The sequence below is a fragment of the Candidatus Pseudothioglobus sp. uisw_070 genome (genome assembly GCF_059512545.2).
This window is the reverse complement of the sequence record NZ_CM183456.2, coordinates 1,324,840-1,351,353: the sequence shown is the minus strand read 5'-3', so window position 1 is coordinate 1,351,353 and position 26,514 is coordinate 1,324,840. Positions and strand designations below refer to the sequence as shown.

Below are 26,514 nucleotides of genomic sequence, written 5' to 3'. Positions count from 1 at the left end.
ATAAATTATTTATCATTATCGCCAGTATTTTTAGCAAAAACACCTCTTTGACGAAGAAGTTCTCTATGAAGGTTTTTTTTGGCTATAAATTTGTCTCTTCCATGAAGCCAGTAATAATTATTAATAATAAGCATACTGCCTTCGGGTAATTTTATATTTGAAGTATTTGTCTCTTTTTCAAGTGACTCACCCATTTCATATAAATAAAGCCCTTGGGCAATATTCAAAGGTTCAACGAATTGATCAATAAAAGACATAATTGGCTTTCCATCATTCATCTCCTCTAAAAAAATTGGATGAGACGTTTTATAAGTAATATTTTTACTAGAGGGCGATCCCCATTGAAGATTTTCTTTTGCTAATGGATGATGATAAAATTTGTCCAAATCCTTCCAGTCATCAACATGAAGTAGAAGTGAATCACCACCTTCAACATCAACTTCAAGTATTTTTTGCATGATTACCCAGTCAGTAGTCTCTTCAACATAAGTCCCATCATTGTGGAGTTCCATTCTGCGATGAGCTTGACGGAGATAGCTATCACTATTATCTTCATTTTTAACACTAAATCTGGCATAAAACTTGCCAGACATTGAATCAAGATTTGGAATGCCAATAAGATGAGAAATTGCCGTAGAAAGTAGAACATTAAAATCTACAAACTCTATTCCGTTAATCTTTGAGTTATTTAATAGCTCACATTCCAGTAATATTGCCCCTGTTGAGCGATTCTTAAGAGTTTTTAATAGAAATTTACCTAAAGAATCATCGGTTAGCTTATTTAGACAATCAGCAAGATAAAACCTTAAAAACGGTTTATATTCAATAGATTGAACATTATGATCAACTATTTTCTTAGAAAATTTTTCTACAGTATTTTTTGATAGCTTAAGGACCTGAACTCTTGAGTTATTTTTGTGTTGACTCAATTCAAAACCAACATTTAAAGTATTTTTTGAATTCATAGTAATATATTAAGTATTTTTGAATAATGTCGACATTATTCAATTATAACTACATTTTTAAATAATTCAAGTTATACTGTAGTTAAATTGTAAATTATCTAACTTTAAATTACATAAAAAAATAGTGAATGAATACTTCTAAGCAAAATACAGCTTCTAAAATTCTTTATGCATTAACTAGTGATATTATTCAGGGCGTGTTCCCACCTGGGGAAAAACTACAAATTAAAACTTTAAAAGATCGTTATAAAGTTGGAACAAGTCCAATAAGAGAAGCACTATCACAACTAATTGCCAAGGATTTAGTTGTGTCTGAAAACCAAAAAGGCTTTTATGTTAGTAATATATCTATTGATGATTTAACTGACATTTATCAGGCAAGATCAAAAATAGAGGGCTTATGTCTTGATATGGCTATAAAAAAAGGTGGTGATTTTTGGGAGTCAAAAATAATTGCAGCTTCTCATTTATTAGCTAAATATAGCAAATCTGAAAATATTGATATGGATGAATGGCAAAATCGACATTTTTCATTTCATGAAGCGTTAGTTTCTGGTTGTAATTCCCCAAGACTTTTTCAGATAAGGCAATCACTTTATGAAAAATCTACCCGATACCGAAATCTTTGGCTTCAAGAAAACGTTACTAACTATGAAAGACTGCAAGCAAATCAGAATGAGCATGTTGCGCTAATGGTATTGGTGCTTGAAAGGAATTCCATGCCTGCTCAAAAGCTTATTGAGGCACACATAATGACACCAGTCGAGATTATAAAGAAAAACCTGCCTTAATAAAGCTTGATGGCAGTAAACTGCAGAGGCCGAGAAAGTTTTGTTGGAATGCTATGTTCATTTTCAAATAGAATTGGAGCAAGTGCTTTTAACATATCCTCATAGACCGCTCTTTTAAAGTCAATCACTTCATCGACTGGTTTCCAGTAATCAACCCACTTCCAGTCATCAAACTCAATATCATGGTGTGAGTCAAGAGTGATATTGTCATCACCAGATTTAAGTTTTAATAGGAACCAAACCTGTTTCTGACCAATACAGGTTGGTTTTTGGCGACGCCTAATGTGCTCTGTAGGCAGATCATAACGTAGCCATTTAGGAGTTTTAGCTAAAAGAGTTACATGGCCTGGATTAAGACCAACCTCTTCTTCAAGCTCTCTATAAAGAGCATCTAGCTCAGTTTCATCGGTATCAATTCCACCCTGAGGAAGTTGCCATGCATCTTGTTTAAAGCGCTTTGCTAGAAGTATTTGCCTTTTTTCATTAGTAATTACAATGCCAACATTTGCGCGATATCCATCGCTATCTATCACTAGTCATCGCCAGAAAACACACCTAATAGGTGAAGAAGGCTTAAGAATAGGTTGTAAATAGAAATGTATAGGGTAACTGTCGCCATGATGTAATTGGTTTCTCCACCATGAATAATATTGCTTGTTTCATATAATATAAGGCCACTCATTAATAAAATGAATGCAGATGAAACTGCAAGAGACAAAGCAGGTATTTGGAAAAAGTATGCTGCTATACCCGCTAGAAATGCAACTACTATTCCAGCAGTCAGGAAGCCGGCCATAAAGCTAAAGTCTTTTTGAGATGTAATAGCGTAGAAAGAAAGCGATAAAAAGATAACCGCAGTTCCTGTCATTGCCATTCCAACAAGCTCGGCCCCATTTGAGAAGGCAGTTGTGTATGCGCCAACAATTGGCCCAAGGGTTAAACCCATGAAGCCAGTTAGTGCAAAGACTGCGAGGATTCCAAAAGCCGAATTTCTAAGCTTTGTCACCAAAAACAAGAGACTAAAATAGCCACCAAGCGTTATTAGAAGTCCGAAGTAAGGCAGTCTAAGATACATGGATAAGTAAGCCATTAAACCACTGAAAAGAAGCGTTGCTGATAAAAGCTGATACGTATTTCTTAGCGTCCGATTTATTACAATCGCGCTTGAAGTTGTCTGAACATTTGTAGGCATAATAAAATTGTGAAGTAAAAGTGTAAAATATAGTCAATTTTGGTCGAAAACACAAGGTTTTCATGAAACTTATTTTAGGTCTAGGTATTACAGGACTTTCTGTAGCTCGTTTTTTCTTTAAAAATGAAATCTCATTTCGCATTGCTGACACTCGTCAAGAGCCTCCTATGCTTGAAGTAAGTAAAAAAGAGGGTCTACTTAGTGATGCTTATTTTGGAGATTGGAATGAGCATATTTTAACTGGCATTTCTGAAGTAATTATTAGTCCAGGTGTCGCTGAGTCAGAAGATATTGTAATTTGGATGCGCAAAAAAAATATTTCAATAATTAGTGATATAGAGTTATTTGGTCGATATGCTATGGCACCAATTATTGGCATTACTGGCTCAAATGGAAAATCAACCGTAACTCAATTATTAGGTGAGATGGCATTTGCTGATGGAAAAAATGCTGTTATTTGCGGCAATATCGGCAAGCCTGTAATGGACAGTTTAAGTGATGAAGCCGAACTCTATGTTGTTGAGCTTTCAAGTTATCAATTAGATTACACAAATAAACTTTCTTTATTAGCTGGCGTAATTACGAATATAACTCCTGATCACCTTGATAGGTACTCTAACTTTAGTGATTATATTTCCTCTAAATTATCGATTTATAGCTATTGCAAATTTAAAGTTATAAATCTCAGCGATGATTTGCTGAGTGATTTGAGCGGCCACAACTTCTATGCGGTTGAGTCTGTTGATGATAGGTGTGATTTCAGTGCAAATCGAATTGGTGACTTGTATGAAGTTCTACACAAAGGCAAATTCCTACTAACAAGTGATGAATTGAAGGTTGTTGGAAGACATAATATAGAAAATCTATTAGCTGCCTTAACGTTAGGCCATCGTTTTGGATTAACCTTAAAAGTAATGGTTCAGGCTGCAATTGACTTCAAAGGCTTAGAGCATAGATTGGAATTTGTTTCAACGATAAACGATATAGATTACTACAACGATTCAAAATCAACCAACGCAATTTCTTCCATAACTGCCGTTAACGCTCTTTTTGAAAAATACAATAACTTAATATTAATTTCTGGTGGAATATCCAAAAAAGAAGACTACTCAGAGTTTTTCAAATTAATAAATGAAAAAGTTAATGCAGTTGTTTTAATTGGAGAGTGCAGTAGTAATTTTTCAAAGCAAATTACCGCACCTCATGTGGAAGTTGTTGATACAATGAAAAAGGCGGTATCGATGGCAACTTCAATGGCAGAAGGGGGCGCAGTATTGCTTTCCCCTGGGTGTGCAAGTTTTGATATGTTTAGTGATTTTAATGAACGTGGAAAGGTTTTTAAGCGCTTCGTTCTTGAAGAAACTTAACGGCTTTTTCAATTTCTATTTGATTTAATGTTAGAGCCTTATCTTCGTCCCTTAGCCATGTACATTGACGTTTACATAGTTGCCTAGTCGCGATGATTACTTTTTCAATCATTTCTTGTTTGCTATAGTTCCCTTCAAAATAATTCCATGCTTGCCTATAACCAACGCATCTCATAGAGGCAAAATCTAGATTGAGTTTTGTATTTTGTCTAAGTGCTTCAACCTCATTAAGAAATCCATCTTTAATCATTTTTATAAAGCGCTGCTCAATTCTTTGATGAAGCATAGCTCTATCAGGCATGAGTACAATTTTTTTAATACTAAGATCGAGCTTATTCTGGTTTTTTTTGCCTTGAAGCTTGCTTAGTGTTTCTCCAGAAAGATGAAAAACCTCAAGTGCTCTGGTTACTCTTTGGGAGTCATTTGAATGGATGCGCGCTGCAGACTTAGGATCAATTTCCGCTAATTTTGAATGAAGTTTTGCAGTGCCTTCACTTTTTAAAAGTTCATTAAAATGCTTTCGAGACTCATCAGTTGATGAAGGAAGTTTTGATAAACCATGCTCTAAAGCGTTAAAGTAGAAAGAAGTGCCACCAACCAGAATAGGTAATTTACCTTCTGCTAGAGCCGATTTAATGTGTTCTTTTGCCAGTGATATAAATTCAGTGACAGAAAAGCTATCTTCAGGCTCACAAATATCAACTAATTCATGTGGATGGGCTGCAAGAATTTCCTTGCTAGGCTTTGCTGTGCCAATATCCATACCCCTGTAGATCAAGGCAGAGTCGACACTTATTAATTTTGAGTTAATGTGTTTACTAATTTCTATAGCTAGCTCAGTCTTTCCAGAGGCTGTTGGTCCCATCAAAAAAACTACAAAATTTATTGGCTCAATTGCCATAATAATAGTAAGTTCATAACTATAAGACCTACATTATAATGGCACCTTTATATTTTTTATCTCCAAAAACTATGTTTACGGTTTTAAATCAAGTTAGTGGTAAATCATTCAAGTGTGGAGATGAAGAATCTGTTCTAGATGGAGCGCTTTCAAACGGCTTTAATTTTCCATACGGCTGTCAAAATGGTTTTTGTGGTCAGTGTAAAGCAGTTATCCTTAATGGAGAGATTGATTATGATGGTGAGGTCCCATCAGTTCTAAGCGCTGATGACATTGATTCAAATATGGCATTGCTTTGTCAGTGTAAAGCAAAGAGTGATTTATATATTGCAGTTGATGAGCTTGACTCTCTGGCAGTTATTGAAGTTCGAAGTATGCCTTGTCGTGTAGAGCAAATTAATCATTTGAATCATGACGTAATCCAGCTAATATTAAAGATACCTGGCGCTCAATCTTTGCAGTATTTAGCAGGGCAATACCTCGACTTAGAGCATTCAGATTTTGACTCAAGATATTACTCTATCGCCAACGCGCCAACTAACTCAAATCTGATTGAGCTCCATATTCGTTTGGTTGATAATGGAAAGCTCACTAACTTCATTTTTAATTCGTTAGCCCCTAAATCAATTTTAAGAATTGAAGGCCCCAAAGGAAGTTTTTTTCTAAGAGAAGAAAGCGAATGCCCAATCATTTTTATTGCTGGAGGAACTGGTTTTGGCCCAGTTAAGGCAATAATAGAGCACCTTATTAATATAGGGTCTCAAAGGAAGGTTTATTTATACTGGGGGGTAAGAAGTGAAGTTGATTTGTACTCGAACCTTCCATCTGAATGGAGTGAAAAATACCCCAATATCTCTTTTATTCCAGTATTATCAGAAGCAAATGAGACTTGGGATGGAAATAAAGGCTATGTTCATGACTCAGTTATTAAAGATTTTGAAGACTTAACAGGATTCGAGGTTTATGCTTGTGGCCCACCTGTAATGGTTAATGCAGCAGCTAAAAGCTGTCTTGAACATCAACTAATTAAAGAGAACTTCTTTTCTGATTCTTTTGAATACGCAAATGTGAGTAATGACGATGCCTAGTATGGAAAATCATTTAAAAAATCAACTTGATTTAGCTTTGAGTCCAGAATATTGTGAAGTTAGTAATGAGTCTAGTCAGCATTCAGGACCAGCTACTGAGTCGCACTTTAAAATTGTAGTCGTAAGTCCAACCTTTGATGAAATGAAGCTTATTGATCGTCACCGTTTCATTAATAAGCTTTTTGCCGAAGAGTTAAAGCATATTCATGCTTTGGCAATGCATACCTACAGCCCTCAAGAGTGGCAAAAACGTCAGATTGCACCTAATTCACCCGAATGCTCAAGTAAGAAGTAGAAGTGAGATCTGCTCTTTTATTAATCTTTTTGATTCTTTCTGGCTGTCAATCGGTCATTGATAAAAATCAAACTTTAGCCAGCCCCAAGGGTAAGTCAGTCAATACTATTCAATACTCTCAAGAGGATGATTTATGGCAAGTTATTGCCAATCGTCAGGATATTAAAAGTGTTTCTAATTCAAGAGTTCAAAGTCGTATTGATTGGATAAGTAATCATCCAGAGTATCTATCTTTAATTTCAAAAAGAGCAGAGCCTTTTTTATATCTTGTTGTCTCTGAACTAGAGAAGCAGAACGTTCCAATTGAAATTGCTTTGCTGCCTATTGTTGAATCTGATTACTATCCATTTTCATATTCTCATGGAACGGCAGCAGGGTTGTGGCAATTTATACCTTCTACTGGGAGAATGTATGGCCTAGAAGAAGACTGGTGGCATGCAGATAGAAGGGATGTGCTTGCCTCAACTAAAGCCGCTGCTAATTATTTAAATGATCTAAATAAAATGTTTAAAGGAGATTGGCTTCTATCTATTGCTGCTTATAATGCAGGCCCTGGAAGAATTCAAAGAGCAATTGACACAAATATTAAGCTTGGAAAAAAGACAGATTTTTGGAGCCTAGATCTACCTCAGGAGACTGAGAAGTATGTTCCTAAGCTCCTAGCCCTTAGTCAGGTAATTAAAAATCCTTCTCGCTATAATCAAAAACTGCTTGAGATCGATAATAAGCCCTTCTTAAATGAAGTCGAACTAGATTCACAGTTTGATTTAGCGCTTATTTCTCAGTGGACTGGCTTAAGTATTGATCAGATTTATAACTACAACCCTGGATTGAAACGCTGGGCAACTCCTGAATCCCTGCCATACATAATGCTGCTTCCAGAAGAGGTTATTTATAGCTTTAATGACAATTTATCTAAGCAAGACCAAAGACCAAAAATTAGTTGGACTCGTTATAAGATTAAGCAAGGCGATAGTCTTAGCCTTATTGCACAAAATTACAATACAACAATTGGTCAAATAATGAGCGTTAATGAGCTTGATAATGATGCCATAAGGGCTGATAAGTATTTAATTGTCCCTTTAGCTCAAAAATCAGAGAACTATTACTCTTTGTCAGATAATCAACGGGAAAAAAGTAGATTAAATATTCAAAAAAATTCAGAAAAAATTATCTATACGGTTGTTGCTGGAGATAGCCTATGGAAAATTTCTATTAAGTTTGATACCACAATTAATAATCTTGTAAGGTGGAATCAAATTAGCCCCTCGGACTCTTTGTCTATTGGAAAAGAATTAGTTATCTTAAGGGATAACAAAAACAAGACAGAGTTGGCTAAAATAACGAATACTGGAATTGATATTAATAGAGATATTTTTTACACGGTAAAGGAGGGCGATAACCTATCAAGAATTGCCCAAAAGTATAATGTTAAAATTGCAGAAATTAGATCTTGGAATGATTTGAATGAAGAATATATATTACAACCAGGCGATAAATTAACTATTACTATTAACGTGGTTAACTCAAACTTATCATGACAAATATCCCGATACAAAAAACTATTTTAGCAACCTTAGCATTTGCTTTTTCTAATTGGAAGAAGTTACTTGAGGCCAGTATTTTCCCAATACTTTTAGCTCTTCCATTCTTGCCTGAGCTGGTGCATTTATTATCTATGCTAAAGCCTGGAAGTGAAGTGCCAGAAAATATTAGTTTTCATATAACTTATTTACTAATGTTTATTTATGCCTCAATGGCAATATTAGTAAATATATATAGAGTTGTAATTCTAGGGGGTAATTCTATAAATCGATTTGGTTTTGTTTTGCCTAGCCTAAGGTTTGGCCGCTTCTTTCTTTTGGCGATTCTTTTAGGTATTGGTCAAGCAGTAACACTTTCTTCAATTTATTTGCTACCGTTTTATCTTTTACTTATCCCATTAACACTTAATTTAGTATCAATAGCAAACGATGTGCCCTACAAGAGAATAGAAGTGACATGGCAGGCTCGCCTAAACATTTTTTTAATCAACTTTATAGGCCCATTTATTTTAATTTCGTTGATAGGCCTAATTGAAAATAGCTATCTAGATTCTCTCTTTAGTTTTATCTCAATCTACTGGACTTCAATAAGCATAGCATTGTGCTACAAAGTCATAATGGCGAATAGCTCAACGCAAAGCCATTAGGGTATCTCATATCAAAAATTCCTCTTGTTCTAATTTTTTTATACTTCTTTAGTTTTTCAAAAGATTTGATAAATAACTCTAGGCGTTCATTTTGTTTTTGATATCCTAAAATAATCTTTATATTGTTATCTAATGTTAATTCATCAATGGAAGTCCTTTCAAAAAGAGAAATTTTAACCGGCTCAAGGATTGACTGGTACATAGTAAAGTCAAAATAAAATTGTTGAACCTCTGATTCAGATACTATTCCAATTGGTTTTCCAGAGTTAATTGTTAAGTTTGGTTTAAATAATATGCCTCGAGAGGATATATAACCTTCAGTTCCATATCGCATAGCAATATCATGCTTTTCTAATGATATTCGAATCCTATTCCAAAATATTCTTTCAACTTCTACATTTGAAACCCACGGACTCTGTTCTAGTTTATTTTTAATTTGAGAGAGATTAAGTAAATATTTATTGACAAGAAGAGGTTTAATTAATTCATCATATTCGTATGCTTGGGCTTGCAATTCTCCCTTTATTTCCCATGAAATATTTGGTTTGAGTAGGGTTGATTTTTCAACAAGATATATCAAGAAGGCAATTGAAAGCGCAAAAAGTATATAGAAAACTAATTTAAATATTTTGTTTAAAAAATACTTAAAAGGTTTTTTTGGTTTCTTTACGTAATTTTTTCTTTCTCTAGCCATTAAGGATTTTGATTACTAATTCTTCAAAACTTATATTGGAGGCTTTAGCTGCAATTGGAACAAGTGAGTGAGATGTCATACCCGGCACTGTATTTATTTCTAATAAGTATGGCTTCATATTTTTATCAAGAATAAAGTCAACCCTACCCCAGCCAGATGCCCCAGTTAAATTAAAGGCCTTTAAAGCTATCATTTGAATATTTTTTTCTTGCGCTATAGTTAAACCTGACGGACAAAGATATTCGGTTTTATTACTAAAGTATTTTGAGTGATAGTCGTAAATATCATGGTCAGAAATAATTTTTATACTTTGGAGCGTTTTGTTATTTAATATTGCAACAGTATATTCGTCACCTTCAACCCACTGCTCTATTAATGCCTCATCGTTATAATGCCATGCTGCTTTAAGTGCTTCATCAAGTTCATTCTGATTTTTAACCTTTGTAATACCAATACTAGAGCCTTCCAAAGTTGGCTTTACAGCCCATGGAAGAGGAAAATTTATTGAATCTAAATTCTGCCCTTTTATAGCCACGATTGAGGGAGATAAGGGAAGGCTATGATTTCTCCATAAGTCTTTAGTAGTAGCTTTATTCATGCATAGATTTGATGCAATAGCATTAGATCCTGTAAACGGGATACCTTTTTTTATAAGTTGGGATTGAATGTAGCCGTCTTCTCCGCCTCTGCCATGTAAGACAATAAACGCTTTATCAAATTCTTTTTCCCAAAGACTTTCAAGATTTTCATGGGTGAGATCAAATGAGAAACAATCCACATTACTTTTAAGAAGAGCTTCATAAACAGCATGGCCACTAAGAAGTGATATTTCTCTCTCAGCTGAGTAGCCTCCCATTAATACAGCAATCATATGATTATTATTTCAGTTTCAAGTTCAATATTATGTTTATTCTTTATTACACTTTGAATATGAGTAATTAAATTTTCAATATCTGAAGCACTTGCATTATTCTGATTAATAATATAGTTTGCGTGCATTTCTGAAACGCAAGCTCCTCCAATACAAAAGCCTTTAAGGCCAGTTGACTCAATTAATTTAGCTGCATAATGATCTTTGGGATTCTTAAAAACACTCCCACAGCTTGCTAAACCGATTGGTTGTGTCGAGTTTCTTTTATGAAGCAGGTCCCGAACATTGTCATTGGGCTGCTTTAAATTAAAGTCAAAAATAGCACTAATAAAAACTTCGTCACTAAATTTATGAAGAGTAGATCGATAAGAAATTTTATAATCTTTGGGAAATCTTTCTTGGATCTCTCCAGATAAATTAATGGTTTTGACTGAATGGACATATTGCCATATCTCAGAGCCAAATGCACCTGCATTCATCGCTAATGCGCCGCCTACACTTCCAGGAATAGCACTAAGGAATTCAGCTCCAAATTTTAAATTTGCTTGAGAAAATCTTGATAATTTTGCGAGAGAGGTTCCTGCTCCTGACTCGATTAATCCATTTGAAATAGAAATATCTTTGAGATTTTTTGTATTAATTGTTACGCCATTAAATCCTCTATCACGGATCAATAGGTTACTTCCCAGGCCAACTATTAGAACAGGCTTTGTATTGATTTTTAAAAAATTAGAGAGCTCATTTACATCTTCAGGCTTAAGAAATTCACTAGATATTCCTCCTGATCTTAAAGAACAGTGTTTTGACATTGGTTCATTAAACTTGAGCATTATCTTTTATTCATGAAAATGATCTTTTAACTGGTGTGGGATTTTATTGACATCACCAGCTCCAAGAGTAAGAATTACATCATTTTCAGTAACTATATTTGGAATTATTTCAATTATTTCATCAATATCTTTAACTACGATTGGATCGATTGAGCTTCTTCTTCTTATCGAGTCGGCAAGGGTTGATGAGCTAATTGTATTAATTGGCGACTCATTGGCTGAATATATATTAAGTAAAACTAATACATCTACTTTAGATAGGCAGCTAACAAAATCATTGAATAGGTCTCTAGTTCGTGAATATCTATGAGGCTGAAAAATAACCACAAGCCTTTTATCTGGATAGGTATTTCTTAAAGTACTTACAACCTCAGTGATTTCATTGGGATGATGACCATAATCATCAAAGAGTGGAATAAGATAAGTGTTTACAGTTAAATTCTGGTGGTAATCAAGCCTTCTTGATACACCACTAAAATGAGACAATGCTTTCTGTATTACCTCAAGCTCTATTTCTAGTTCAATTGCAACACTAATTGCAGCAAGAGAATTTAAGATATTATGCCTTCCTATTAAATTAAGTGACACAGGAAATTTTTTTTGATATTTTTTACAGTAAACATCAAATGACATTTTCATTTCATTCTGTTTAACGTTTGATGCCAGGACATCTGCATCATCACTGAAGCCATAACTCAAAACTGGCCTATGAATTTTTTTAAGGATGTCCTTAACTCCGCCATCATCAATACAAGCAACACAAACTCCATAGAAAGGCAGATTTGATGTAAAGCTTATAAAGGCATCAGTTAGGTTATCATAGCTATGATTATAAGTACTCATGTGATCTTCATCAATGTTAGTAATAACACTCAACATGGGCTGAAGGTGAAGAAAAGATGCATCGCTTTCATCTGCTTCGGCAATTAAATAATCACTTTTTCCTAGTTTGGCGTTCATACCGGTTGCATTTATAATGCCCCCAATAATGTAAGTTGGGTCAAGCTTTGCTTCAGTCATTATGTGAACAATTAGGCTGGTTGTAGTTGTTTTGCCATGAGTTCCTGAAATTGCTATTCCAAAGCGAAAGCGCATAAGCTCTCCCAGCATTTCAGCTCTTGGAACAATTAATAGTTTTTGCTGCCTAGCCTCTTGGAGTTCAGGGTTGTTTTTATTGATTGCAGAAGACACAACTACTGCCTGTTTGCCTTTAACATTTTCAGCTTTTTGCGTATAGCTAATATTACAGCCTATTTCTTCAAGTTTTTTTGTTGCTTGATTGGACTGAATGTCTGATCCAGATATTTCGTAACCTAAGTTAGCAAGAACTTCTGCAATGCCACTCATTCCAGAGCCACCTATTCCTATGAAGTGTATTTTTTTAATTTTTGAGCGTGTGGGGTTATCTATTAGAGTCATGATTTGCTAACGGTTATGATGGTTATTGCTTGAATTCCTTCGCCTCTTCCAAAGGCGGTCAATCCTTCACCTGAAGTTGCAGTTATACCTACATCAGCAATTTTTATTTTGCAGATAGTAGAAATTTTTTGTTTCATAAGATCAATTTTTGGTGATATTTTTGGGTTTAAGCATTCTACTGATATTGCTATATGACTTATTTTCCATTCATGCAAATCATCAAGTGCAAGTTGAAGGTATTTACTACTGTCCTTTTCTCCTTGTTGCACAAGTTTGTCCGCTACTGTCCCTAAAATATTTATACCAGTAATGCTTGATATAGCATTAGTGATTGAATGAAAGACAACATCTGCATCACTATTGCCTTTTAAGCCAAAAGAGTGATCAAATTTGATGCCTGATAGTATTAAAGGCTTTCCAGGTTTTTTTTCGAATGCATGAGAGTCTTGTCCTATGCCTGTTTTTATAGTCATAATTTACTGAAGGTAGTGGTTCGCTTGCTCAAGGTCATCTATTTGAGTAATTTTAATATTACTTGAAGAGCCAACAACAATTTTAATTGAATAACCTAGGTTTTCTATTGCTTCAGACTCATCTGTAATGTTATGATTAAGTTTTACTGCCTTTTCCAATGCATCTTTTAAGACTCCATACCTAAACATTTGAGGGGTTTGAGCCTTAAAAAGTTTGCTTCGATCAATTGTAGACACTTTTCCATTAATGGCAACTTGTTTAATTGTTTCGACAACACCGGTAGCTAAAATACCACCAGTTTGATGATTTGATACCTCATTAATCAACATTTCAATGTCTATTTTTTTAACACAAGGGCGAACTGAATCATGCACTAAAATCCAGTCATTAGGTTTTGCAATCTTTGCTAGTGAATTTAATGCATTTAGAACAGAATTAAATCTTTCCTTCCCTCCCTTGGCACTTGCTAACATTTTTGAGTGGTTAAAATAGATTGAAGATTTAAATAAAGTGTCTTTTTCAGAAAGAGCAATGACAAAGCCCGAAATTACGTCAACCTTTAGAAGTGTTTTAAGGCATTGATCTATTATAGTTAGGCCATTACTAAGCTTGAGGTATTGTTTTGGGGTTTCAGATTTCATCCTCTTCCCCATGCCACTAGCTGGCATTACCAAGTAATAATTATCATTATTCATGTCAGCAAAAGGCTTCATTATAAGATTGAGATAATGCCATTAATTATAAAGAAGAATCAATAGTTTCTTCTAAGTTATCAGTTACGATAATCTTATTAATTTTAAAAAAATATTCCCCTTCCTTAATTAGGCCATATTTAAATCTAGCTTTAGACTCAACCAATCTTGAGTCTTCTTCAGTAAAGCTGTTTATTTGAGCTTCAATCAGAGCATTTTGATCTATTAAATTAGTATTAGTTTTCTTAATATCATTGATTATTTTTTGTTTATTTAAAACAATATATGGGAAATTATTAGTAAAAATATTCTGCTTTATTAGAGAAAATAAAATAACAATGAGAACCAAAGTAAGTTTATTTCTATTAATAAACCCAATTAGTCCTGTTGCAGATCTATTAGTCATTTATTTATGAATTTCAGTAAGGTAAGTTTTAGAATAGTAATCATGCAATGGAAGCTTATATTTATTAAAAAACTGAAATATAAAGCCAATTCCTGCTAATGAAGTTATCGCTAATATTAGCCTTATAAGAGATTGCTTATAAGTGACATTTTCACCATCTTGCTGGGTAATTTCAAACTTCCATGCTCTCATGCCCAGAGTCTGTTTACCTTTAACCCATGATATGGAGAAGTAAGAAAAGATTACTGGAAGCGTTAAAAGATAAAAGAAAAGACTATTAGTGATAGGTTCTTTTTGGTTGATAAGAATGACTATTCCAGCAATAAAAAATACAAATGAGAATACAAGCAATAGATCATAAGTAATTGAGCCTAATCGACGTAAAAATGAAACATTAGATTGCATAATTAAATTTACTAGAGTGTTGATGTACTCTAATTATCCTCTTTCTTTGTAACTTTTGAAATGACTTTACCGTCATGAAATTTAGTGACAATAAGGTCTCCAGAATTAATTTTTTTAAATGAAACTATAACTTTTTCTTTTTCATTATGCGTTATTGTGTAACCCCTTGAAAGAGTATTAAGAGGTGATAGAAGATTAAGAAGACTGGCTTTATTACTTAATTGATTTTTTTGGTGCTTAATGAAGTAATCTGAGTAGTTTTTTAATCGAGTTATTTGTTGATTAAGATTTGTCTTATTTTTATCAATTAGGCTATTTGTAATCCTAAATAAGCGCATCTCGTAGTCATCAAGTTTTTGAGCATTTTGAAGTAATTGTTGACTTGGATCAATAATTTTTAGCTGAAGCATATTTAGGTATGCATGCTTTTGATCCAAAGTCTGAGCCATTAAATCTTGCAAATTTTTTCTCAATTTAGATGCTTTATAGATTAAAACGTTTCGGTCAGGCGTTGCAGAAACAGCAGCAGCAGATGGGGTTGGTGCTCTTACATCAGCAACAAAGTCAGCAATTGTTGTATCAGTTTCATGACCTATAGAGCTAATTATGGGAGTTGAGCATTTAAATATTTCTCGAGCAAGCTCTTCTTCATTGAAAGCCCATAAGTCTTCTAATGATCCACCACCTCTTGCCAGAATGAGAACATCACAATTTTTTTGTCTGTCGGCAGCTTGAAGCGCTTTAACTATTTTTTTATGCGCATTTTCACCTTGAACAACTGTGTCATAAAGCAGAATTTCGGCAAAAGGGTAGCGTGAATTTAAAACTTTAATTATGTCCTTTATAACTGAACCAGTGGATGAAGAGATAACGCCAATTTTTTTAGGATACAAGGGCAGGTCTTTTTTATTCTCCAATTCAAATAATCCCTCAATCCTTAACTTATTCTTTAGTTGGTCAAACGCAAGCTGAAGGTTTCCAATTCCTGCGGGCTCCATTTGTTGAACTATTAGCTGAAAATCTCCTCTTTGTTCATAAAGTGTTGGCGCCCCTCTAATAATTACAGACATTCCATTTTCAGGATTAAATTGTACTTTTCTCTGATTTAACCTAAAAAATGCACATCTGATTTGACCACTTGAATCTTTTAATGAAAAATACCAATGCCCAGAAGATGGTTTAGATAAGTTTGAAATTTCACCTTGAATGAAGCAATGTGGCACATTTTTTTCAATTGAGCTTCGACACAACCTCAAGAAGTTAGATACTGTATAAATTTCATCAATATTAAACATTTGCTTTGAGATGAACAAAAACAGCCCCAGTTCCGCCCATTTCCTGCGTGCAGGAGCAGAATGCCAGTACTTCTGGGTGTTGCTTTAGATAATGAACTACTTGAGACTTCATAATTGAGAGGCCATTATCTGAGTGATAACCTTTTCCATGAATAACATGAATAAAGCGTTCGTTCGAATGAAAATGAATAAACTTAGAGAGTGATTGGCATGCCTCCTCTATCTTATGGCCATGTAAGTCAATTGATGGAGTGGAGCCTAAGTTGCCTTGTTTCATTTTTTTAAGAACTTTTGGTGATAATCCAGATTTATAATGAACTACAGCTTCAGAGCCAGATATATTAGGTTCATATAAAAAACTATATTTTTGAAAGAGTTTGTCTGACCTATTTTTAGAGGTAGCAGTTTTTTTAACACCATCTTTATCGATAGGTTTCTGTTGATCTACAGTAGATCGAAATAATGATTTGTCGCTTTCATTAATCATATTAGTAAAAAATTTGAATATAAAAAAACCCTCAACAGAGGGCTTTAATTATAGCAATGATTTTGCTATCGATATATTAACCTGCAGTAAGCAAATTTTATAGCGCCTTAATTTGAGCAATAATACGAGATTTCTTTCTGGCCGCTTGATTTTTATGCATTAAGCCCTTGCTTACAGCCTGATCAACATTTTTTTGCATTTCAGTAAAACCACTAGTTGCTTCTTTTTTGTCTCCAGCATCAATAGCATAGGAAACCTTCTTAATAAAGGTGCGAACTTTTGCTCTAATTTGAGAGTTATGTTTATTGCGCTTTACTGCTTGTCTTGCGCGTTTTTTTGAACCTGCTGAATTGGCCATATTTTTTAGTTAATGCTTAAATTACGAAAACACGAATTATAGAGTCTCGCCTTCATTTATGCAAGCATTTGTTTGCATTAGGTTAATTTGCTAAAGATTTAATACATTCAAGTGTTTTCTTCTTATTAAGCAATAACTGCCAGGTATTACCACCTTGAGTTTTCCATAGAGACACAGCTCTTATTCCTGCGAGTAACAATGCCCTTATATGGTTTGCAGTATGACGGTTTGAAAGATAAATTTGCTCACCTCGGACCATGATTGTTGGATTGAGACTTCCAATTGTATTTTTATAAAGCTCTGCCAGTCGAGCAATTGAATTGCTATGGTGAATGTCAAAAAATTCCTGTTTATTAATAACACTAATTTCATTTGAAATTTGATTTAATAAATCTGGTTTTTTCATTAATTTTTTTTCTAAATTTATTAGGGCCGTTGCATAGAGCATAACATTGTGCATATCAATGGTTTTCTTCTCAAGAATTAATTTTAATGAATCAAAGCCTAACTTTAGGTCCTCGGGAGAGGTAAATATTTCATCAATAGAGTCACTTTCACTAACAATACTGCTAAGGCTTGCTTTATTAGTATGGCCATCACATTTACCTGTCAGGGCGAGTTGATGCACTAAAGCTGTCGATTGAAATATACTTGCTAGTGCAAGCGTTTTTTGTGCTGTCTTATTCATTAGATTTTGATTTGATAACGCTACCACCTAGGCAAATATCTCCATCATAAAACACAACAGATTGCCCTGGAGTTATCGCTCTTTGTGATTCATTAAAGTCAACTTTAATAGTTTGGTCATCATTTAGGCTTACATCACACTTTTGTGAGTCTTGTCGATACCTAATTTTCGCGCTGCAGTTGAAAGATGACTTGGGAGGACTATCAACCCAGTGGATATCATCTGCAATTAGAGAGTTATGATAAAGTAAGGAGTGGTCACCCTGCACTACAATAATTTTATTGGACTCTAGAATTTTATCTGCAACGAACCATGGCTCGGAAGAATTGCTAAAGCCTCCTCCAATTTCAAGTCCTTTGCGCTGACCTATTGTATAGAAAGGCAGCCCATCATGATGTTTTATAAAGGCGCCATTTTGATCAACAATATCACCCTTCTCTTTTGGCAAGAAAGTGGTTAAAAACTCTGAAAATGGCCTTTCGCCTATAAAACAAATACCTGTTGAGTCTTTCTTATCAGCATTAAGAAAGTTATTATTTTTTGCTATTTTACGAACCTCTTGCTTGTCAATTTCACCCAACGGGAAAAGACTTTGAGATAGTTGTTCTTGGTTAAGTAAATGCAAAAAATAGCTTTGGTCTTTATTTCCATCTAGCCCTGACTTTAATAGGAACTTGCCATTCTCTTCTGCAATCCTTGCGTAGTGACCGGTTGCGATTTTTGTTGCACCGAGATCTTTTGCGTAATCCAAAAAGGCTTTAAATTTAATTCTTTGATTGCAAAGAACATCTGGATTAGGGGTCCTTCCTTTTTTATGTTCAGATAAGAAGTGCTCAAATACATCTTCCCAATACTCATGAGAGAAATTGACTGTATGGAGCTTGATCCCAAGCAGGTCTGCTACTTGCTGAGCATCAGCAAGATCCTGAGATGCGCTGCAATATTCATCGTCATCATCTTCATCCCAATTTTTCATGAATAATGCTTCTACTTCATAACCTTTTTCAAGCAAAAGAAAAGCTGCAACGGATGAATCAACTCCCCCTGAAAGGCCAACAATGATTTTGTTGTCAGTTGCCATCATTACGCATTATCGTAAGCTCTTACAATATTTTTAACCAGTTGATGTCTGACAACGTCTTGGGCATCAAAGTTACAAAAAGCAATTTGTTCAATATCTTTGAGAATTTTGATTGCATCTGTTAGTCCTGATTGTTTTGGATTTGGCAGGTCAATTTGAGTAACATCGCCTGTAATTACCATCTTTGAACCAAACCCCATACGAGTCAAAAACATTTTCATCTGAGGTATGGTTGTATTCTGTGCTTCATCAAGGATGATGTAAGATTCATTTAAGGTTCTTCCTCTCATGAATGCTAATGGGGCAACTTCAATAACTCGCTGTTCTATTAGTTTATTGACTTTTTCAAAGCCTATAAATTCATAAAGTGCGTCATAGATTGGACGAAGGTAGGGGTCAACTTTTTCACTAAGGTCGCCAGGAAGAAATCCTAGTTTTTCACCCGCTTCAACTGCTGGTCGAACCAAAACTATTCTCTTTACATCTGAACTTTCAAGAGCCTCAACTGCTCTTGCAACGGCTAAATATGTTTTACCTGTTCCTGCTGGACCAACTGCAAAAACAGCATCATTTTCTATAATTGCATTGACATAATTTTGCTGATTAGTGCTTCTAATATGAATATGTTTTCGACTGGTTTTAATTGTGACAGATTTTACTTCTCCATTAGGGCTGTTAAGTGATTTAATGCAAAGATCTATGTCGCCAAAGTCGATTGCTTTAGCTTCAGATACAATAAGAAGATCCTGCAAAACTGAAACAGCTAAAGCAGAATTCTCCCCTTTTATATTAAAGTCTGACCCTTTATTGGAGATATTAACGCCAAGGTTAGCGGCAATATTCTCAATATTTTTGTCAAGTCCACCACAAATATTTGCTAGTTGCTCAGAGCTTTGAATGTTGAGTGTAAATTTCATGGGTTTTATTTTACTGAATTACTTTGAAAACAAATGTTAAGTTGCATGATTTGGTGCACTATTTAATTTATCATTTATCTTATGAAAATATTAAATATGTTTTTAAAGTTATTTATTTTAATAAGTTTTTTGCTGCCACTAAATTCCTATGCAAGCGATAGTGGTTGTGTGATTCTTGTTTATCATCGTTTTTCAGATGAAGAGCCAAAGTCTACAAGCACTTCACCAGATCTGTTTAATCAGCATTTAGAATATTTAAAGAAAAATAATTACCAGGTACTTCCTTTGAAAAAAGTTATTGAAAGCCTTCAAGCTAAAGAAAATTTACCTAAGAAATGCGTTAGTTTAACTGCTGACGATGGTTTTTTGTCATTCTATAATGAGGCCTTTCCATTACTAATTGATTATCAATTTCCAATGACTGTCTTTGTTTCAACAGAGTCTATTGATAAAAAATATGACTTAATGATGTCTTGGGATCAGCTTCGTGAAATGGTGCCTTTAATAGATGTTTATAACCACAGTAATAAACATCTCCATTTAGTTAATCAAGATACTTCAACACTAGAAAATGAAATCTCTTATGCCCAAGACAGGATTGAAAAGGAGTTGGGTGTTAATGACAAATTTTTTGCTTACCCATATGGCGAGTATGACGATAAGACTTATTCATATCTAGATGCACTTGGCTACACTGCATTTGGACAACAGTCTGGAGTTGCAAGTCAGTCTAGTGACTTTTTAAATTTACCCAGATTCTCAATGTCAGGGCCTTATGCAAAAATGGACAGCTTTTCACTGAAAGTTCAAACTGTGGACATGCCAATTAAGAGCTATAGTCCTAAGTCTTTAATAATTTCAAATGATTACAAACCCTTATTAGATTTAGTTTTTTCAAGGCCACTCACGAACTATGAAAAAAATAATTTCTCTTGTTTTGTTTCTGGACAAGATGTAGCGGATCTTGAATGGAGCGGCCTTCAGGCGGTAAGTGTTAAATCAAAAGCGCCTCTTTTGACTGGAAGGAGTCGCTATAACTGTACTATGCCTTATAAAGATAAAGGCCGATATTACTGGTATTCTAAACTCTGGCTAAGGTTGTAGTTTTTAAATTAACTCTGCTTGAAGCGAGTTTCCTATACCGTCAGTAATTTTAACTGATACGATTTGCCCAATTAATTGCTCATTGCCAATGAAGTGAGCTGTTCTCATGTTTTCAGTTCTGCCTGATAAAGTTGCTCCTTTTTTTGAGCTACCTTCTACAAGGACTTTTTGTATACTTCCAATCATTGATTTAGAGATTTCTTCGGTATTTTCATTAAGCTTATCTTGAATGATGACTAATCTTTGTTTTTTAGTTTCAGCGCTCACATCATCGTCAAAGCTTGCAGCAATTGTCCCAGGTCTTTTTGAGTAAATAAAACTAAATGATTTATCAAAGCCAATCTCTTCAATTAAATTAACTGTGTCATTAAAGTCCTTTTCAGTTTCACCAGGAAAGCCAATAATGAAATCTGAAGATATAGAAATACCAGGCCTAATTTTCTTTAAATTTCGAATCTTAGATTTATATTCAATAGCGGTATGTCCACGTTTCATAAGCCCTAAAACTCTATCAGAGCCACTCTGAACTGGTAGGTGAAGATGCGATACTAACTCTGGAACTTCAGCATAAGTTTGAATGAGCCTGTCGCTAAACTCTACTGGATGAGAAGTGGTGTAGCGAATTCGCTCAATGCCTGAAACCTGGGCAACAATGGCTATTAAAAGTGCTAAATCAGCAACTTCGCCATCATCCATTACGCCCATAAAGGAGTTTACATTTTGACCAAGCAGATTAATTTCTTTAACGCCCTGATTGGCTAAAATTTCCACTTCACGAATTACATCATTAAATGGCCTAGAGATTTCCTCACCTCTTGTATATGGAACAACACAAAAAGTACAGTATTTACTGCATCCCTCCATTATCGAAACAAATGCTGTTGCACCATCACTATGAGGCTCAGGTAAGTGATCAAATTTTTCAATTTCTGGGAAAGAGATATCAATGCTTATTTGATTTTCATTAAGGGCTTCATTTAGCATATTTGGAAGTCTATGAAGTGTTTGTGGGCCAAAAATCATATCAACATAGGGCGCTCTTTTAAGAATAAGGTCTCCTTCTTGAGAGGCGACACAGCCACCAACACCAATTACTAAGTTTGGCTTCTTTTCTTTTAATTTTCTCCAGCGACCCAATTGATGAAATAATTTCTCCTCAGCCTTCTCTCGAATTGAGCAAGTATTTACCAATAGAACGTCAGCTTCAGTAATGTCTTCAGTTAATTCAAGGCCGTGAGACTCTCTAAGGACGTCACCCATTTTATTTGAGTCGTATTCGTTCATTTGACACCCAAAAGTGCGAACGTATAATTTAGAGATGCTCATTTATGTCTTTTGAATATGCAAAGTCTGAGTTGGATAAGCGATCTCAGCATTATGATCTGCAATTATTTGAGCAATATCAAGGAGAAGCTTGCCTTTCATTTTCTTAAATTCTCCTACCTCAGTATCGGAACTAAAGGCCCAAATTACAAAGTCAAGTGAAGACGCGTTGAATACATCAAAGTATACTCTGCAGGGCTGATCATTCGCAATATGCTTGTTGTTTGCTAACAATGCTTGAACCTTTTCAATAATACTTTCCATTTGCGCAATATCATCGTATCTTATTCCAATAACCTCATAAATCTGACGGTTAGTCATTCGAGAAGGGGTTTCAATGGGGATGGTTGCAAAAATTCCGTTTGGAACATAAACTGGATTTTTACTAAAGGTTCTAATTCGTGTCATTCTCCAGCCAATTTTTTCAACAACGCCTTCGATGCTTCTATCTGAAGTGCGAATCCAATCTCCAGTAGAAAAAGGTTTGTCCATTTGAATCATAAGGCCACCAAAAACGTTAGCAAGCATATCTTTAGCAGCAAAGCCAACGACAATACCACCAACACCACCTAGGGTTAGTATTGAAGAGATACCATAGCCATAAAATTGAGCAACTCCAAGAATAATAGCAAAAACAAAAAGAATTTTGATTAGTCGAGTGAACAACCGAACAGAGTCTTTGTCTACCCTCCCTTCTTTCTCTAACATGTAAGTTTCAGTATTAGATATTAGTCTTAGAATTCCCCAAGTCAAAATAAACACCGGCGCAATAACTATGTAACTTACAATTTGGCTAAGAGGTGGAATTTCTGATGTAAGTTCTACTAATGAAAAGTAAACCCACCCATACCAAATTAGTAATTTAAGTGGCGCTGAAATAGCGCTAATTAGGTGATCATCTATTTGTGTTTTAGTACTGCTAGAGTGTTTTTTTATTTGCTTAAGAATTGTCCCTAGCGCAATATGCGCAATAACCGCAAGAACTAATAGTGCGCCTGACATCTGGACTGGGCTTATATTTTGGATAAAATCATTCATTAAAGATATTTTAAAGGATTAATAGGTTCTTCGTATTTTTTCATTTCGAAATAAAATGGTTTGTCGCTGGTAAGAGCAATTAGTCCACCTTTTTGTATAATATCACCCTCACTTACAAGTAGCTCTTGATTTTGATTGTAAATACTATAGAAGCCATAAGCATGCTTGATAATAATCATTTTTCCATAGCTTGTCATTTTATCACCGCTATATACTACTTCACCTTTTCTTATTGCCCTTACTTCTTGATCAGCAGAATTATTGTAAGTTAACCCAAAGTGACTGTCTTTTTCAGAGTAGGTTTTAAGTATTGACGCGTCAATAGGCAAAGACCAGTCATTGTTAACATTTGAATTACTGGTTTTTGCTTTAGTGTTTTGTTGTAAAGCCTCTACTTTGTTAAATGATTTTTCAACAACAGTAACTTGACCGGCATCATTGGTAAAGCAGCCCGCAAGAAAAATAAGTAAAAAAAGAGTCAAAAATTTAGTATTCATACCACACAAATAAAATAATAATAAAAATAAGTAAGTAGCCTAGCCAATCTATGTACTTATTTAACCATTGATCTGCCATTTTTCCTAATTTTCTTACTAGAAACGAAACTAAAAAATATCTAGCTCCCCTTGCAATTAAAGAAAAGGCCACAAAGGGGATAAGTGACATGGACATCATTCCAGCGGAAATAGTAAATAGCTTGTATGGAACTGGACTAAAGCCAGCGATAAGAATAATCACAATTCCATAAGTATTAAAATAAATTTGCGCACTCTCTAGCTTTGATTCGTAACCTAGGTTAGCAAGTAAAGGCCCAATTTGATCCATAGCAAAGACTCCAATATAATAGCCAGCTACTCCACCAAGTACAGAAGCTAGAGTACAAATCGTTGCAAAATAGTATGCCTTCGATCTATTTTTTAGAGACATAGAGGCTAACAATAAGTCCTGAATTGGCAGTGGGAGAATCGAGGACTCTAAAAAGCTTATCAGAGATAGCCATAAGATTGCAAATCGACTGGCTGACCAATTTAAAATTTTGCTATATATGAAGTGAAAGGGCCTCATTGACTTATGAGGACTTATTTTTTTAACATTGGGAAGCCAAGTCTTTCCCTAGAATCAAGATAAGCTTGAGCTACTTTTTGGCTCATTGACCTTACCCTACGAATAAATCTTGCTCTGTCTGTGACGCTTATTGCTCGCCTCGCATCAAGAAGGTTAAAAAGATGCGACGCTTTCATAGCTTGCTCATAAGCAGGAAAAGGAAGGCTCTCTTCAATGAGTTTTAAGTTCATTGCTTCAGCTTCATCAAACTGCCTAAAAAGAACTTCAATATCTGCAAGTTCAAAGTTGTATTTCGATTGTTCAACTTCATTTTGATGGAAAACATCCCCATAAGTTAAGCCTTCTGTCCAAACAAGGCCATAAACGCTATCAACACCTTGAAGGTACATTGCTAACCTCTCTAAACCATAAGTTAATTCTCCAGAAACAGGCTTACATGGTAGGCCACCAACTTGCTGGAAATATGTAAATTGACTCACCTCCATGCCATTAAGCCAGACCTCCCAACCAAGGCCCCATGCACCTAATGTTGGTGATTCCCAATTATCCTCAACAAACCTAACATCATGCATCTTTAGGTCAATGCCAATAAAAGATAACGAGTCAAGATAAAGGTCTTGAATATCACTTGGAGAAGGCTTTAATAAAACCTGAAATTGATAATAGTGCTGAAGGCGGTTTGGGTTCTCTCCATAGCGACCATCACTTGGTCTTCTTGAAGACTGAACATATGCCGCTTTCCATGGCTCAGGTCCTATTGATCTCAAAAAGGTTGCTGGATGAAAGGTTCCCGCACCAACTTCCATATCAAAAGGTTGCGTAATAGCGCATCCTTTTTCAGCCCAATAATTTTGTAATTTGAGGATTAAATTTTGAAATGATTTAGTTGTATCGAGTTCTGAGGCTGACATTAATTTGAACTAAAAATAACAATAACAAAAATTTTACCTCACCAACAACTTTTGAGGGTTAGCATTTATATTTTTGTATTAAATACTATTAAAAAAAATGCGGGAAGTTATCCCGCATTTTTTATTTAACTAAGAGAAAGCTTAATATTTATAGGTCTCTGACTTAAACGGACCTTCTTTAGGAGTATTAATGTATTTTGCTTGAGTATCAGTCAAAATGGTCATTACGCCTCCAAAGCCTCCAACCATTCCAGCAGCTACTTCTTCATCAAGTTTCTTTGGTAGAATCTCGACTGTGACATTCGCAGTTTTTTGATCATTAGGAAGGTCAGCAAATTTTTTCTCAAAAAGGTGCATTTGAGCTAAAACCTGGTTTGCAAAAGAGCCATCCATAATTCTAGATGGATGACCAGTTGCATTTCCTAGATTTACTAAACGACCTTCAGACAACAAAATTAAGTAGTCATTTTTATTTTCAGAGCGATATATACGGTGAACTTGCGGTTTTACTTCATCCCATTTCCAGTTATCACGCATATATAAAGTATCAATTTCATTATCAAAGTGACCAATATTACAAACTAATGAGCCTGCTTTTAGGCTTCTAAGCATGGCCGAATCACAAACATTTGTATTGCCAGTTGAAGTTACAATTAAATCAGTAGTGCTCAGTAACTCTTTATTAATACAATCCATTGAGCCTGTGTTAACACCATCGATATATGGTGAAACAACCTCAAAGCCATCCATACAAGCCTGAAACGCACAAATAGGATCAACTTCAGTAATCTTTACAATCATTCCTTCTTGACGAAGTGACATAGCAGAGCCTTTGCCAACATCACCATAACCAATTAGAAGCGCCTTCTTACCTGACATTAGCATGTCTGTGCCGCGCTTTATAGCATCATTTAATGAGTGACGACATCCATATTTATTGTCATTTTTTGCTTTAGTAACAGCATCATTAACATTGATCGCTGGAACTTTAAGCTCACCACTTTCAATCATCTCTAGAAGGCGGTGGACACCGGTTGTAGTTTCTTCACTAATACCATGAATTTTATCAAGCATTTCAGGATATTTTTCATGAACCATACCAGTCAAATCGCCGCCATCATCTAAAATCATGTTGGCATCCCATGGCTTACCATTGTGAAGAATAGTTTGCTCAATACACCATAAAAATTCTTCTTCAGTTTCACCTTTCCAGGCAAAAACTGGAATATTTTTTGCAGCCATCGCAGATGCAGCATGATCTTGAGTTGAAAAAATATTGCAAGATGACCAGCGAATTTCAGCGCCTAAATCTATTAGCGTTTCCATAAGGACAGCAGTTTGAATTGTCATATGAATGCAGCCCATAATTCTTGCTCCATTCAAAGGCTGCTCTTTTCTGTATTTTGATCTAAGAGCCATTAAAGCAGGCATTTCAGCTTCTGCTAACTCAATCTCTTTACGCCCAAATTCTGCCAAGTTAATATCAGCAACTTTGTAGTCAAGGTTAAGATCAGCAACTTTAAAGCCAGTATTATCTATTGTTGATTCGCTCATTTTATTTCCTATTAAATTGAAAAAAAATGAGCGTCGTTTTGGTTACCAAGCCTGATTGAGAAGTATCCCAATGCAACGCTCCTTGGTAAGTTTGATATTATACAAAAAAATA

At 34.9% G+C, this 26,514-nt stretch carries 31 protein-coding genes and 1 riboswitch; of the genes, 7 read left to right on the top strand and 24 right to left on the bottom strand.

Annotation, left to right across the window (positions count from 1 at the left end; all coding sequences use genetic code 11):
- Positions 1-5 precede the first annotated feature (5 nt).
- A complete protein-coding gene (gene glaH / locus AC5YGD_RS06800) occupies positions 6-965 on the bottom strand; it encodes a glutarate dioxygenase GlaH (RefSeq protein ID WP_496141216.1) in 960 nt (319 codons plus the stop codon).
- Positions 966-1,093: 128 nt separating this feature from the next.
- On the opposite strand from glaH, the gene csiR reads away from it, so the two are divergent.
- Entirely contained in the window at positions 1,094-1,756 is a 663-nt protein-coding gene (gene csiR, locus AC5YGD_RS06795; protein WP_496141215.1) for a DNA-binding transcriptional regulator CsiR, read from the top strand.
- On the opposite strand, the gene AC5YGD_RS06790 is transcribed toward csiR, so the two are convergent.
- Together AC5YGD_RS06790 and AC5YGD_RS06785 are read right to left on the bottom strand one after the other, a co-directional pair.
- On the bottom strand, positions 1,753-2,289 hold the full coding sequence (locus AC5YGD_RS06790; RefSeq protein WP_496141214.1) for an RNA pyrophosphohydrolase: 537 nt from the start codon (positions 2,287-2,289) through the stop codon (positions 1,753-1,755). The genes csiR and AC5YGD_RS06790 overlap by 4 nt on opposite strands.
- On the bottom strand, positions 2,289-2,948 hold the full coding sequence (locus tag AC5YGD_RS06785; RefSeq protein ID WP_496141213.1) for a Bax inhibitor-1 family protein: 660 nt from the start codon (positions 2,946-2,948) through the stop codon (positions 2,289-2,291). The genes AC5YGD_RS06790 and AC5YGD_RS06785 overlap by 1 nt, the downstream gene beginning before the upstream one ends.
- A gap of 62 nt (positions 2,949-3,010) precedes the next feature.
- Between AC5YGD_RS06785 and murD the strand changes: the two genes are divergently transcribed.
- A complete protein-coding gene (gene murD, locus AC5YGD_RS06780) occupies positions 3,011-4,315 on the top strand; it encodes a UDP-N-acetylmuramoyl-L-alanine--D-glutamate ligase (protein ID WP_496141212.1) in 1,305 nt (434 codons plus the stop codon).
- Here murD and miaA read toward each other — a convergent pair.
- Positions 4,287-5,216: a tRNA (adenosine(37)-N6)-dimethylallyltransferase MiaA gene (gene miaA / locus AC5YGD_RS06775; RefSeq protein ID WP_496141211.1), complete on the bottom strand. Its 930-nt coding sequence runs from the start codon at positions 5,214-5,216 to the stop codon at positions 4,287-4,289. The genes murD and miaA overlap by 29 nt on opposite strands.
- A gap of 38 nt (positions 5,217-5,254) precedes the next feature.
- On the opposite strand from miaA, the gene AC5YGD_RS06770 reads away from it, so the two are divergent.
- From AC5YGD_RS06770 to AC5YGD_RS06755, 4 genes are read left to right on the top strand one after another with little or no spacing between them, the layout of a single operon-like run.
- A complete protein-coding gene (locus AC5YGD_RS06770) occupies positions 5,255-6,304 on the top strand; it encodes an FAD-binding oxidoreductase (protein WP_496141210.1) in 1,050 nt (349 codons plus the stop codon).
- Positions 6,297-6,599 (top strand): BolA/IbaG family iron-sulfur metabolism protein, encoded by a 303-nt coding sequence (locus tag AC5YGD_RS06765; RefSeq protein WP_496142366.1) that lies wholly within the window; start codon positions 6,297-6,299, stop codon positions 6,597-6,599. Before AC5YGD_RS06770 ends, AC5YGD_RS06765 begins: the two co-directional genes overlap by 8 nt.
- Before the next feature lie 2 nt (positions 6,600-6,601).
- A complete protein-coding gene (locus AC5YGD_RS06760; protein WP_496141209.1) occupies positions 6,602-8,140 on the top strand; it encodes a LysM peptidoglycan-binding domain-containing protein in 1,539 nt (512 codons plus the stop codon).
- A complete protein-coding gene (locus tag AC5YGD_RS06755; protein WP_496141208.1) occupies positions 8,137-8,790 on the top strand; it encodes a hypothetical protein in 654 nt (217 codons plus the stop codon). The genes AC5YGD_RS06760 and AC5YGD_RS06755 overlap by 4 nt, the downstream gene beginning before the upstream one ends.
- Here AC5YGD_RS06755 and AC5YGD_RS06750 read toward each other — a convergent pair.
- The 14 genes from AC5YGD_RS06750 to AC5YGD_RS06685 all read right to left on the bottom strand — a co-directional run bounded on the left by AC5YGD_RS06750 (position 8,756) and on the right by AC5YGD_RS06685 (position 19,407).
- On the bottom strand, positions 8,756-9,484 hold the full coding sequence (locus AC5YGD_RS06750; protein WP_496141207.1) for a cell division protein FtsQ/DivIB: 729 nt from the start codon (positions 9,482-9,484) through the stop codon (positions 8,756-8,758). The genes AC5YGD_RS06755 and AC5YGD_RS06750 overlap by 35 nt on opposite strands.
- Positions 9,477-10,355: a D-alanine--D-alanine ligase gene (locus AC5YGD_RS06745; RefSeq protein ID WP_496141206.1), complete on the bottom strand. Its 879-nt coding sequence runs from the start codon at positions 10,353-10,355 to the stop codon at positions 9,477-9,479. Before AC5YGD_RS06745 ends, AC5YGD_RS06750 begins: the two co-directional genes overlap by 8 nt.
- Positions 10,352-11,164: a UDP-N-acetylmuramate dehydrogenase gene (gene murB, locus AC5YGD_RS06740; RefSeq protein ID WP_496141205.1), complete on the bottom strand. Its 813-nt coding sequence runs from the start codon at positions 11,162-11,164 to the stop codon at positions 10,352-10,354. Before murB ends, AC5YGD_RS06745 begins: the two co-directional genes overlap by 4 nt.
- A 27-nt stretch (positions 11,165-11,191) precedes the next feature.
- Positions 11,192-12,604 (bottom strand): UDP-N-acetylmuramate--L-alanine ligase, encoded by a 1,413-nt coding sequence (gene murC, locus AC5YGD_RS06735; RefSeq protein ID WP_496141204.1) that lies wholly within the window; start codon positions 12,602-12,604, stop codon positions 11,192-11,194.
- Positions 12,601-13,077, bottom strand: coding sequence for a 2-C-methyl-D-erythritol 2,4-cyclodiphosphate synthase (ispF, locus tag AC5YGD_RS06730; protein WP_496141203.1), 477 nt, complete (start codon positions 13,075-13,077; stop codon positions 12,601-12,603). The genes murC and ispF overlap by 4 nt, the downstream gene beginning before the upstream one ends.
- A 3-nt stretch (positions 13,078-13,080) precedes the next feature.
- The gene (gene ispD, locus AC5YGD_RS06725) at positions 13,081-13,791 is read right to left on the bottom strand and encodes a 2-C-methyl-D-erythritol 4-phosphate cytidylyltransferase (protein ID WP_496141202.1); all 711 of its coding nucleotides are present in this window, start codon (positions 13,789-13,791) and stop codon (positions 13,081-13,083) included.
- 25 nt (positions 13,792-13,816) lie between these two features.
- Positions 13,817-14,176, bottom strand: a complete 360-nt coding sequence (locus AC5YGD_RS06720) for a septum formation initiator family protein (RefSeq protein WP_496141201.1) — start codon at positions 14,174-14,176, stop codon at positions 13,817-13,819.
- Entirely contained in the window at positions 14,177-14,581 is a 405-nt protein-coding gene (locus AC5YGD_RS06715) for an RDD family protein (RefSeq protein WP_271542056.1), read from the bottom strand.
- Between the two features lie 29 nt (positions 14,582-14,610).
- Entirely contained in the window at positions 14,611-15,876 is a 1,266-nt protein-coding gene (gene xseA, locus AC5YGD_RS06710) for an exodeoxyribonuclease VII large subunit (RefSeq protein ID WP_496142365.1), read from the bottom strand.
- Positions 15,869-16,363, bottom strand: a complete 495-nt coding sequence (locus tag AC5YGD_RS06705) for a Smr/MutS family protein (RefSeq protein WP_496141200.1) — start codon at positions 16,361-16,363, stop codon at positions 15,869-15,871. The genes xseA and AC5YGD_RS06705 overlap by 8 nt, the downstream gene beginning before the upstream one ends.
- Positions 16,364-16,460: 97 nt before the next feature.
- Positions 16,461-16,721 carry a 30S ribosomal protein S20 gene (gene rpsT, locus AC5YGD_RS06700; protein ID WP_416651240.1) on the bottom strand — a complete coding sequence of 87 codons (261 nt, stop codon included), beginning with the start codon at positions 16,719-16,721 and terminating at the stop codon, positions 16,461-16,463.
- 82 nt (positions 16,722-16,803) lie between these two features.
- Positions 16,804-17,409, bottom strand: coding sequence for a high frequency lysogenization protein HflD (hflD, locus tag AC5YGD_RS06695; protein WP_416677432.1), 606 nt, complete (start codon positions 17,407-17,409; stop codon positions 16,804-16,806).
- Positions 17,402-18,490, bottom strand: a complete 1,089-nt coding sequence (gene mnmA, locus AC5YGD_RS06690; protein WP_496142364.1) for a tRNA 2-thiouridine(34) synthase MnmA — start codon at positions 18,488-18,490, stop codon at positions 17,402-17,404. The genes hflD and mnmA overlap by 8 nt, the downstream gene beginning before the upstream one ends.
- Before the next feature lie 2 nt (positions 18,491-18,492).
- Positions 18,493-19,407: a PhoH family protein gene (locus AC5YGD_RS06685; RefSeq protein WP_496141199.1), complete on the bottom strand. Its 915-nt coding sequence runs from the start codon at positions 19,405-19,407 to the stop codon at positions 18,493-18,495.
- Between the two features lie 81 nt (positions 19,408-19,488).
- Between AC5YGD_RS06685 and AC5YGD_RS06680 the strand changes: the two genes are divergently transcribed.
- A complete protein-coding gene (locus AC5YGD_RS06680) occupies positions 19,489-20,511 on the top strand; it encodes a polysaccharide deacetylase family protein (RefSeq protein WP_496141198.1) in 1,023 nt (340 codons plus the stop codon).
- 3 nt (positions 20,512-20,514) lie between these two features.
- On the opposite strand, the gene miaB is transcribed toward AC5YGD_RS06680, so the two are convergent.
- From miaB to ahcY, 6 genes are all read right to left on the bottom strand, one after another.
- Entirely contained in the window at positions 20,515-21,837 is a 1,323-nt protein-coding gene (miaB, locus tag AC5YGD_RS06675) for a tRNA (N6-isopentenyl adenosine(37)-C2)-methylthiotransferase MiaB (protein WP_496141197.1), read from the bottom strand.
- Positions 21,838-22,872 carry a mechanosensitive ion channel domain-containing protein gene (locus AC5YGD_RS06670; protein WP_496141196.1) on the bottom strand — a complete coding sequence of 345 codons (1,035 nt, stop codon included), beginning with the start codon at positions 22,870-22,872 and terminating at the stop codon, positions 21,838-21,840. It lies immediately after the preceding gene.
- A complete protein-coding gene (locus AC5YGD_RS06665) occupies positions 22,872-23,369 on the bottom strand; it encodes a peptidoglycan DD-metalloendopeptidase family protein (RefSeq protein ID WP_496141195.1) in 498 nt (165 codons plus the stop codon). Before AC5YGD_RS06665 ends, AC5YGD_RS06670 begins: the two co-directional genes overlap by 1 nt.
- Positions 23,359-23,799, bottom strand: coding sequence for a VTT domain-containing protein (locus AC5YGD_RS06660; RefSeq protein WP_496141194.1), 441 nt, complete (start codon positions 23,797-23,799; stop codon positions 23,359-23,361). The genes AC5YGD_RS06665 and AC5YGD_RS06660 overlap by 11 nt, the downstream gene beginning before the upstream one ends.
- Positions 23,800-23,951: 152 nt before the next feature.
- Positions 23,952-24,848, bottom strand: coding sequence for a glycine--tRNA ligase subunit alpha (glyQ, locus tag AC5YGD_RS06655; RefSeq protein WP_496141193.1), 897 nt, complete (start codon positions 24,846-24,848; stop codon positions 23,952-23,954).
- 141 nt (positions 24,849-24,989) lie between these two features.
- The gene (gene ahcY, locus AC5YGD_RS06650; RefSeq protein WP_496141192.1) at positions 24,990-26,402 is read right to left on the bottom strand and encodes an adenosylhomocysteinase; all 1,413 of its coding nucleotides are present in this window, start codon (positions 26,400-26,402) and stop codon (positions 24,990-24,992) included.
- A gap of 21 nt (positions 26,403-26,423) precedes the next feature.
- Positions 26,424-26,492, bottom strand: a riboswitch (S-adenosyl-L-homocysteine riboswitch).
- Positions 26,493-26,514: the final 22 nt, after the last annotated feature.

Excerpts from the sequence above, each read along its gene's own strand:
- glaH (WP_496141216.1), bottom strand. The coding sequence starts at position 965 with ATGAATTCAAAAAATACTTTAAATGTTGGTTTTGAATTGAGTCAACAC.
- csiR (WP_496141215.1), top strand. The coding sequence starts at position 1,094 with ATGAATACTTCTAAGCAAAATACAGCTTCTAAAATTCTTTATGCATTA.
- AC5YGD_RS06785 (WP_496141213.1), bottom strand. The coding sequence starts at position 2,948 with ATGCCTACAAATGTTCAGACAACTTCAAGCGCGATTGTAATAAATCGG.
- murD (WP_496141212.1), top strand. The coding sequence starts at position 3,011 with ATGAAACTTATTTTAGGTCTAGGTATTACAGGACTTTCTGTAGCTCGT.
- miaA (WP_496141211.1), bottom strand. The coding sequence starts at position 5,216 with ATGGCAATTGAGCCAATAAATTTTGTAGTTTTTTTGATGGGACCAACA.
- AC5YGD_RS06770 (WP_496141210.1), top strand. The coding sequence starts at position 5,255 with ATGGCACCTTTATATTTTTTATCTCCAAAAACTATGTTTACGGTTTTA.
- AC5YGD_RS06765 (WP_496142366.1), top strand. The coding sequence starts at position 6,297 with ATGCCTAGTATGGAAAATCATTTAAAAAATCAACTTGATTTAGCTTTG.
- AC5YGD_RS06755 (WP_496141208.1), top strand. The coding sequence starts at position 8,137 with ATGACAAATATCCCGATACAAAAAACTATTTTAGCAACCTTAGCATTT.
- AC5YGD_RS06750 (WP_496141207.1), bottom strand. The coding sequence starts at position 9,484 with ATGGCTAGAGAAAGAAAAAATTACGTAAAGAAACCAAAAAAACCTTTT.
- AC5YGD_RS06745 (WP_496141206.1), bottom strand. The coding sequence starts at position 10,355 with ATGATTGCTGTATTAATGGGAGGCTACTCAGCTGAGAGAGAAATATCA.
- murB (WP_496141205.1), bottom strand. The coding sequence starts at position 11,164 with ATGTCAAAACACTGTTCTTTAAGATCAGGAGGAATATCTAGTGAATTT.
- murC (WP_496141204.1), bottom strand. The coding sequence starts at position 12,604 with ATGACTCTAATAGATAACCCCACACGCTCAAAAATTAAAAAAATACAC.
- ispF (WP_496141203.1), bottom strand. The coding sequence starts at position 13,077 with ATGACTATAAAAACAGGCATAGGACAAGACTCTCATGCATTCGAAAAA.
- ispD (WP_496141202.1), bottom strand. The coding sequence starts at position 13,791 with ATGAAGCCTTTTGCTGACATGAATAATGATAATTATTACTTGGTAATG.
- AC5YGD_RS06720 (WP_496141201.1), bottom strand. The coding sequence starts at position 14,176 with ATGACTAATAGATCTGCAACAGGACTAATTGGGTTTATTAATAGAAAT.
- AC5YGD_RS06715 (WP_271542056.1), bottom strand. The coding sequence starts at position 14,581 with ATGCAATCTAATGTTTCATTTTTACGTCGATTAGGCTCAATTACTTAT.
- xseA (WP_496142365.1), bottom strand. The coding sequence starts at position 15,876 with ATGTTTAATATTGATGAAATTTATACAGTATCTAACTTCTTGAGGTTG.
- AC5YGD_RS06705 (WP_496141200.1), bottom strand. The coding sequence starts at position 16,363 with ATGATTAATGAAAGCGACAAATCATTATTTCGATCTACTGTAGATCAA.
- rpsT (WP_416651240.1), bottom strand. The coding sequence starts at position 16,721 with ATGGCCAATTCAGCAGGTTCAAAAAAACGCGCAAGACAAGCAGTAAAG.
- hflD (WP_416677432.1), bottom strand. The coding sequence starts at position 17,409 with ATGAATAAGACAGCACAAAAAACGCTTGCACTAGCAAGTATATTTCAA.
- mnmA (WP_496142364.1), bottom strand. The coding sequence starts at position 18,490 with ATGGCAACTGACAACAAAATCATTGTTGGCCTTTCAGGGGGAGTTGAT.
- AC5YGD_RS06685 (WP_496141199.1), bottom strand. The coding sequence starts at position 19,407 with ATGAAATTTACACTCAACATTCAAAGCTCTGAGCAACTAGCAAATATT.
- AC5YGD_RS06680 (WP_496141198.1), top strand. The coding sequence starts at position 19,489 with ATGAAAATATTAAATATGTTTTTAAAGTTATTTATTTTAATAAGTTTT.
- miaB (WP_496141197.1), bottom strand. The coding sequence starts at position 21,837 with ATGAGCATCTCTAAATTATACGTTCGCACTTTTGGGTGTCAAATGAAC.
- AC5YGD_RS06670 (WP_496141196.1), bottom strand. The coding sequence starts at position 22,872 with ATGAATGATTTTATCCAAAATATAAGCCCAGTCCAGATGTCAGGCGCA.
- AC5YGD_RS06665 (WP_496141195.1), bottom strand. The coding sequence starts at position 23,369 with ATGAATACTAAATTTTTGACTCTTTTTTTACTTATTTTTCTTGCGGGC.
- AC5YGD_RS06660 (WP_496141194.1), bottom strand. The coding sequence starts at position 23,799 with ATGTCTCTAAAAAATAGATCGAAGGCATACTATTTTGCAACGATTTGT.
- glyQ (WP_496141193.1), bottom strand. The coding sequence starts at position 24,848 with ATGTCAGCCTCAGAACTCGATACAACTAAATCATTTCAAAATTTAATC.
- ahcY (WP_496141192.1), bottom strand. The coding sequence starts at position 26,402 with ATGAGCGAATCAACAATAGATAATACTGGCTTTAAAGTTGCTGATCTT.